This window comes from Lactiplantibacillus plajomi, from assembly GCF_005405405.1.
Classification (GTDB): domain Bacteria; phylum Bacillota; class Bacilli; order Lactobacillales; family Lactobacillaceae; genus Lactiplantibacillus; species Lactiplantibacillus plajomi.
Genome location: NZ_BJDZ01000026.1, coordinates 1 through 6,874, shown reverse-complemented (window position 1 = coordinate 6,874; position 6,874 = coordinate 1). Strand labels below are relative to the sequence as shown.

8 protein-coding genes are annotated in these 6,874 nt (G+C 37.3%); 6 read left to right on the top strand and 2 right to left on the bottom strand.

All coding sequences use genetic code 11. The features are described 5' to 3' along the window. The first annotated feature begins 371 nt into the window (after positions 1-371). The 5 genes from FFM82_RS10365 (at position 372) to FFM82_RS10345 (ending at position 4,384) form a co-directional block, all read left to right on the top strand. On the top strand, positions 372-1,181 hold the full coding sequence (locus tag FFM82_RS10365; RefSeq protein ID WP_137645763.1) for a ParA family protein: 810 nt from the start codon (positions 372-374) through the stop codon (positions 1,179-1,181). A gap of 3 nt (positions 1,182-1,184) precedes the next feature. After that, positions 1,185-1,427, top strand: a complete 243-nt coding sequence (locus FFM82_RS10360) for a hypothetical protein (protein ID WP_003590746.1) — start codon at positions 1,185-1,187, stop codon at positions 1,425-1,427. Between the two features lie 625 nt (positions 1,428-2,052). Beyond that, positions 2,053-3,162, top strand: coding sequence for a replication initiator protein A (locus FFM82_RS10355; protein WP_137645762.1), 1,110 nt, complete (start codon positions 2,053-2,055; stop codon positions 3,160-3,162). A 462-nt stretch (positions 3,163-3,624) separates the two neighbouring features. Next, positions 3,625-3,906, top strand: a complete 282-nt coding sequence (locus FFM82_RS10350) for a type II toxin-antitoxin system RelB/DinJ family antitoxin (RefSeq protein WP_014564139.1) — start codon at positions 3,625-3,627, stop codon at positions 3,904-3,906. Further along, the gene (locus FFM82_RS10345; RefSeq protein WP_137645761.1) at positions 3,896-4,384 is read left to right on the top strand and encodes a hypothetical protein; all 489 of its coding nucleotides are present in this window, start codon (positions 3,896-3,898) and stop codon (positions 4,382-4,384) included. Before FFM82_RS10350 ends, FFM82_RS10345 begins: the two co-directional genes overlap by 11 nt. Here the strand turns inward: FFM82_RS10345 and FFM82_RS10340 are convergent. Both FFM82_RS10340 and FFM82_RS10335 read right to left on the bottom strand, forming a co-directional pair. After that, entirely contained in the window at positions 4,374-4,652 is a 279-nt protein-coding gene (locus FFM82_RS10340; RefSeq protein WP_041816268.1) for a hypothetical protein, read from the bottom strand. The genes FFM82_RS10345 and FFM82_RS10340 overlap by 11 nt on opposite strands. 21 nt (positions 4,653-4,673) lie before the next feature. Continuing rightward, entirely contained in the window at positions 4,674-4,883 is a 210-nt protein-coding gene (locus FFM82_RS10335; protein ID WP_014386917.1) for a hypothetical protein, read from the bottom strand. A gap of 269 nt (positions 4,884-5,152) precedes the next feature. On the opposite strand from FFM82_RS10335, the gene mobQ reads away from it, so the two are divergent. After that, a partial coding sequence (mobQ, locus tag FFM82_RS10330; protein WP_137645760.1) for a MobQ family relaxase occupies positions 5,153-6,874 on the top strand: 1,722 nt, incomplete at its 3' end.

Genomic DNA, 6,874 nt, shown 5'->3' with positions numbered 1-6,874 from the left:
AATTCCTCCTACACTCTGATGTGATTCATGATACAAAAAATGTAGGAAAACCAACAGTTCTAACCTGCCGTTTTCCTACATTTTACGGGTGCCTTTTACAAAATACTTGACTGGCAAACACCGTATCAGGTTATGCTGACAAATTTGTCCAAAAATTCGGATTAAATTTGCAATCTACCTTAACAGATAATAGGTATGACTAATTGTTGAGACCTATTTATACCACCAAATAAATACCTTTATGCGTTTTATGTATTCCATTAGTACTACTTTTACCTTGACTTTTGTGTTCTTAAAGTCGTATTATATAGGAGAACAAGGTATTTGTTAAGTGTTACTTTTATCTTTATATGTTAGGAGGAAAGTGTGTTATGCAAGTAATCAGTTTTATGGCTATCAAAGGTGGCGTTGGTAAAACCACAATGGCATTTCAGTTCGCCAAATTTTTACAAACACAAGATCAAAAAGTTTTGATGATCGATTTGGACGCACAGAAGAGTTTGACGGGCACTTTTGAAAATGAACATTTTAATTTCAGTGGAAAGCCCACCATTGCAGATGTCCTAGAAAAACCAAGCTCCGGGTTAATTGAGACACAAGTTCAGGATAATATCGCGATAATTCCATCAATTAGCAACCTGGAAGAAGTAGCAGATCGTTTAGCCTCAAAACCAAATAGAGAATTGCTATTATTTATGTGGTTTGTTAAAAATGCGCAAGAACTGAATCAAAAATATGACTACATAATTATCGACTTACCACCAGCTTGGAACCTGTTAAGCAAAAATGGTGTAGCTGTAGCCGATAAAATCATTTCTCCAATGGAACCAAGTCGATTTGGGTATGAAAGTCATACAAAAGTGTTGCAAAGTGTGGGAACTTTACAAGATGAAGTTGTTGATCCAGTTAGTGGTAAATCATATATTACTGCCAACGTATTCTTTTTAGGCAATCGAATCAAACACAATACTAATTCTTCTCACGAATTTTTATCAGCACTCAAACATATAGATAATGTCATTGGGGTTATCCCAGAAAAGGAATTAGTTAACGCTAGTATGCTTGCAAAGGAGGGCATACTAGAATATGCAACCCAGAATGACAAGTTGCATGAACAAGAGCCATTTCTCAAACTATTAAGTGACGTGTTTTCAGAAATCCAAAAACAGGGGAATGATTAACTTATGGCAAACAAATTTGAAAAGTTTTCAAGTACCAACAACGATTACCAAGTGGCTAGAGACATTCAGCAAAAAGATGCACTTAACGAAAAATTGAATTGGGAACGAAAAGTAAAGACAAGCTTCTCAATTCAACAAAAGAATATTGATCGTTTAGATGAAATGGTTAATCAGTTGAACGCAAAATCAAGATCAACCTTATTAGATACCATAATAGAAAATGCTTATAGAGACTTTCAAGAATAATTGAGTGGGGAAAATGATGAAATCACAAATAGTTGATAGCAATAATTGATACGAAGACCTTGTATCTGATCAACGGACTCAACGGACCGATGGGGGCTTGTAAAGTATACAAGACAGAATAAAGTTGCCGGTAGGTAAGCACTATGCTAGACTATGACTAATTTAACAACCGAATAAAGAGATCAAGCTAAACAGAAAAATCCCCGATTCACGAGGAATCAGGGATTTTTGGTTTAGCAAGTAGCTATAGGACAGCTACTTAGATTCAGTCGATTTTCACCGCCAAGTTAAAATCGACTGAACATTGTTCTTAATTTGTAGGTTAATTATACCGCAAACCAGTCCCCGAGGACAAGTTAAGGATAGTTAAAAACAAATTGAAGTCAATGGACTAAGTAGCTAACTGAAGCTATTTAGTCCATTTTTGTTGTTAGAAATTAAAAAAAGTTGCCGACTGGGCAACTCACAAACAGACACATGCTGATGAATTTGCAAAGCCTCACCGCTAAATGAATGCTTTGTAATTCAGTTAGAGCATATCAGATTTGTATTTTAAAGCAAATCAAATGTTTTAGCAACTCTCTTTTGAGACAGCGTGTGTCAGTCAAGAAAGGGAGTTTTAATTATGACAAAATCAACAAATTTCAATTACTATGAAGCCGATAACGTATATGGAGCCCTATTTTTCCAGTTTCCTAAGGTATTAATGTATGGCGAGCAATATAAACATTTAAGCAGTGATGCTAAATTGGCTTATATGGTACTGAAAGACCGGCTAGAGTATTCTTTGCGTAATCATTGGGTTGATGAAGATAATCATGTTTACTTTATTTTTACCGTTCAAGAACTACAAGACTTATTTAACTGCGCTACTGAAAAAGCCGTTAAAATAAAAAAAGAATTACAAACAGCTAATCTATTAAAACAAATTCAAATGGGATTTAATCCTAAAACGAAAAAGAATGAACCGAATCGTTTATACCTTTCCAAGCTCGATGTGCAAGCTACTGATGTCTATTTAAGGGGTGAATATGGGCAAGAAACGCCGAAATCCCTTGCTACGAGCGGAATTTCGAAAATCGAAAGTCCGCATGACTTCGTTGAATCCCTTGCTACGAGCGGAATTTCGAAAATCAAAAGTCCGCATGACTTCGTTGACAATAGCTCCCAATCCCTTGCTACGAGCGGAATTTCGAAAATCGAAAGCAATCTATATAAAGACTCTAAAAACATAGATACTAATAGATACAATATAGATACTCAAAAGTTGGACTTTTCCACAGCCCATTTCTCACCAGCAGAAATTCAAAAACAAAACCAGGATCTCATAAATCATGCTAATGACTTCTTAACTGATGAAAACAGTGGGCTCCCCGTTTTCTTAGAACCCGAAGCTGTGCAACTACTTAGTTTTTGGTGCCGTACCCCGCAACAAATGCGGCGCTTCATTGGCATTATCTTAAATGCTAAATACCGAGTTGAAAAGGATCATCAAGATATTGGGGTTCTAATCCCGCTTGACGACGAAGAACTAAAACCTTTGATGACTAAATCCTTGAGACGCTACTTTAACGCCCTAAGAAGCAATGAGAAGCATATCAAGAACGTGGAAAACTACTTGTACGGCACCATGCAAAACCTATTTAGCGTTTGGTGGAATCAACAAGCGGCTAGAGAATATGCGGCTAAACACCCCGAAGAACAGAACACTGACAATGAGCGTGCTTGGAATTAAACGTCATATGAGCTCATTTAAGCCGTTTTAAGCGCTGCAGTGCATAATTATATTAAAACTGCTTTAAAATCACTTAGAAACAAAAATAGGGGCCTTAAGTGGCTGAATTGGCGCTTGGTGGAATCAACAAGCGGCTAGAGAATATGCGGCCAAACACTCCGAAGAAGAAAAGTCGGCCGAAACGATTAAACAGTGGGTTGTACTACTAGTCCTAAAAGGCTATAAAATCCTTTCTAAGCGGTTTTAAGACTTGCTAACCTCCTCTTTATACTCAAGTTAGATTCAAATGGCTTAAACAGAAGAATAGGGGCTTTTAAATGAGTGCCAGAGCTAACCAGCTCAAAAGTTCAGCCTTTAGATCAACGCCAAGCTCAAGTGATTTGAGGCCAAGGCTTTATCTATTGATAAGGTACTCAAAAGGTAGTATAATGGTAGTAGTAAAAGAAAGGAGATGAGACAATCATGGCAGTTAAGGAAAAGAAACGGGTCCAAGTCAAGATTGATAAAGATTTGGCCGATGATACCGAAGCAATTTTAAGCGAATTGGGCTTAAATCCAACCACGGCCATTAATATGTTTTACAAGCGGATTGTTGCTAATGGTGCTTTACCTTTTAATGCGTCTTTAAGCGAAGAAGAAAGAGCTAATTTACGCTTTTTAAAGGCGACCGAAGGGACACCAGTCACCGAGTTCAAAGACGCTAAAGAGGTCGCTGATTGGCTCAACGATCCAGATGAGGACTAATGACTTAGTCAGCCTATACGTTAGTTTTGTAGAAACTAACGGTGGCAAGTCTCGGCCAGTTTTAATTCGTCGGGTATCAGAACAGAAGGTCGAGGCTTTTAAAATTACTAGTCAGTATGAAAAGAAGTCGGCTTATATCAAGCAACAATATTATCCGATTCAAGATTGGCAATCCGCTGGGTTGAAGAAACCTTCCTGGGTCGATCTTGGTAATATTTATAGCTTTCCCAAAGCCGGTTTAAACTTTAAAGAAATCGGTCATTTAAGTAAGCTAGATCAAAATAAAATTTCAGATTTTACGCTTGACCTAAAATCAAAAAGAAGAGGTAAGGGTCAAAAGATAATTCAACAGCGATCAAGTAAAAGGAAGCACAAAGAAAGTAAAGCAGAGCTTACACAAAGAATTCAAAAACAGTTAAAAGACTTTGCTAAACACAATCCAGAAATTAAGCCAAAAAACGATCGGCCTAGTTATTAGGTTGATCGTTTTTTAATTTATCCGGTTTATGGGCGTTAACATAGTCAGCAAATGTTTTTAAAAGTTCTTCGGTTTGTTCGACCGAGAGATTATCAGCTTGAAAGTACTTTTCTAATAAAGCCCCTTTTTGAATTAATCGGCGAGAACGGGCTTTGCGGGCTTGTCGATTTTCATAGTATTTAGATTGTCGTAATTTAAAATCTTCTCGCTCAATTTTTTGTTTTAAACGCGCTTGTTGTTCAATTAGTTTTTCATATTGATTAGGCATGGAATTCCCCATCTCCTATGACTAATGATCTACGGACTTTTCCTTTAAAAACTCGGATACTTTTTTGGATAAGGACTTGATATTGTCATTAGATAAATTAGCATAATCTAAATTGGCTTGACTGATGATTTGTTTACCTAGCCGTTGTTCAATCTTATTTTTTTCGTCCTTAATTTTTTGATTAAGGGCTTTTAATTTAGCTTCTTGTTTTTCTAAGTTACTTTGAGACATAATGATTCCCCCAGTCGTATTAAAAATAATCACCGACGCTATATCATACAGAGAACGTTAAGTCAAAGTATGAAAGTTGAAATAGCGAAGCGGAAGGCATACACTAAATTAAAGTTAAGAGAATCAGCAGACCGAGTGAAACGAGGTCAAGGCGCACTTACACGTCATCTTTGATGACGTTGTACTAAAACAATTAAAACCTGTATTAGAAGTCGCCGATGGCGACAACAAAGTCAAATCCATAAACCCAAAGAAAGGTGGTGACCGACATGGCAATATTTCATATGAGTTTTAGTAATATTAGTGCTGGTAAAGGACGCAGTGCCATTGCCAGTGCCGCTTATAGAAGTGGTGAAAAGCTATTTGATGATAAGGAAGGTCGCCACTATTTTTATACCCGATCGATCATGCCAGAAAGCTTTATTTTGACGCCAAAAAATTCACCTGAATGGGCGAGTGATCGAGAGCAGTTGTGGAATGAAGTTGAAAAGAAAGATCGTAAATCAAACTCACGGTATGCAAAAGAGTTTAACGTGGCTTTACCGGTAGAATTAAGTGAATCCGAACAGAAAGAATTACTGACAAAATATGTGCAAGAAAACTTTGTTGATGAGGGCATGGTAGCCGACGTGGCAATTCATCGCGACCACCCAGATAATCCGCACGCTCATGTGATGTTAACCAATCGCCCATTTAACCCCGATGGTACTTGGGGACAGAAAACAAAAACCGAATACATTTTAGATAGTCATGGTAATAAAACTAAGACCCCTGCAGGGAATGTGAGAAACCGAAAAATTTGGTTGGTTGATTGGGATAAAAAAGAAAAAGTAACTGAATGGCGTCATAATTGGGCGGTTAGTGTAAATCAAGTTTTAGAGCAAAAAAACATTCCTGATCAGATCAGTGAAAAATCATTTGTGGAACAGGGAATAGCTGACACACCAATGCAACACGAGGGAATCAATAGAAAACGGCATGAAAGAAAGGCATTTAATCAACAAGTTAAGAACTATCGTAAGTCCAAAGATGGCTATAAAAATATGCAGGAGAAAGTAGTTAATCGAGGCCACTTGGATAGCCTAAGTAAACACTTCTCGTTTAACGAGAAAAAAGTGGTCAAAGAGTTAAGCCACGAACTGAAAGCTTATATTAGTTTGGAAAGTTTAGATGATAAGCGGCGCATGCTATTTAATTGGAAGAACAGTACCTTAATTAAACATGCAGTTGGTGAAGATGTGACTAAAGAATTATTGACAATTAACCAACAAGAAAGCTCATTAAAAAAGGCAGATGAACTCTTAAATAAAGTGGTCGATCGTACTACGAAAAAACTTTATCCAGAGCTTAATTTTGAACAGACCACGCAAGCTGAAAGACGAGAATTAATTAAGGAAACCGAAAGCGAGCAAACAGTTTTCAAAGGCAGTGAATTAAACGAACGTTTAATGAATATTCGTGATGATTTATTGACCCAGCAATTATTGACCTTTACCAAGCGGCCATACGTTGGCTGGAAGTTATTAATGCAACAGGAAAAGGAAGTCAAAATCGATCTGAAATATACGCTAATGATCCACTCTGATAGCTTAGAAAGCCTAGAACACGTCGATCAAGGACTACTAGAAAAGTATTCACCAACTGAGCAGCAAACGATTACTCGAGCAGTCAAAGATTTGCGAACAATAATGGCAGTTAAACAAGTCATTCAAACGCAATACCATGAAGTATTGAAAAGGGCCTTTCCCAAAGGTGATTTAGATGAATTACCAATGACTAAACAGGAACAAGCCTATACAGCCGTGATGTACTATGATCCAGCTTTAAAGCCATGCAAGGTTGAAACAATCGCACAGTGGCAGGAAAACCCACCGAGGGTTTTCACTACTCAGGAACATCAACAAGGACTAGCTTATTTATCGGGACAGCTTAGCTTAGATCAGTTAGAAAATCATCACTTACAACGGGTTTTAAAGCATGATGGCACTAAA

What these genes read in the sequence shown, in the direction of transcription:
- FFM82_RS10365 (WP_137645763.1), top strand. Translation starts at nt 372, where the DNA reads ATGCAAGTAATCAGTTTTATGGCTATCAAAGGTGGCGTTGGTAAAACC.
- FFM82_RS10360 (WP_003590746.1), top strand. Translation starts at nt 1,185, where the DNA reads ATGGCAAACAAATTTGAAAAGTTTTCAAGTACCAACAACGATTACCAA.
- FFM82_RS10355 (WP_137645762.1), top strand. Translation starts at nt 2,053, where the DNA reads ATGACAAAATCAACAAATTTCAATTACTATGAAGCCGATAACGTATAT.
- FFM82_RS10350 (WP_014564139.1), top strand. Translation starts at nt 3,625, where the DNA reads ATGGCAGTTAAGGAAAAGAAACGGGTCCAAGTCAAGATTGATAAAGAT.
- FFM82_RS10345 (WP_137645761.1), top strand. Translation starts at nt 3,896, where the DNA reads ATGAGGACTAATGACTTAGTCAGCCTATACGTTAGTTTTGTAGAAACT.
- FFM82_RS10340 (WP_041816268.1), bottom strand. Translation starts at nt 4,652, where the DNA reads ATGCCTAATCAATATGAAAAACTAATTGAACAACAAGCGCGTTTAAAA.
- FFM82_RS10335 (WP_014386917.1), bottom strand. Translation starts at nt 4,883, where the DNA reads ATGTCTCAAAGTAACTTAGAAAAACAAGAAGCTAAATTAAAAGCCCTT.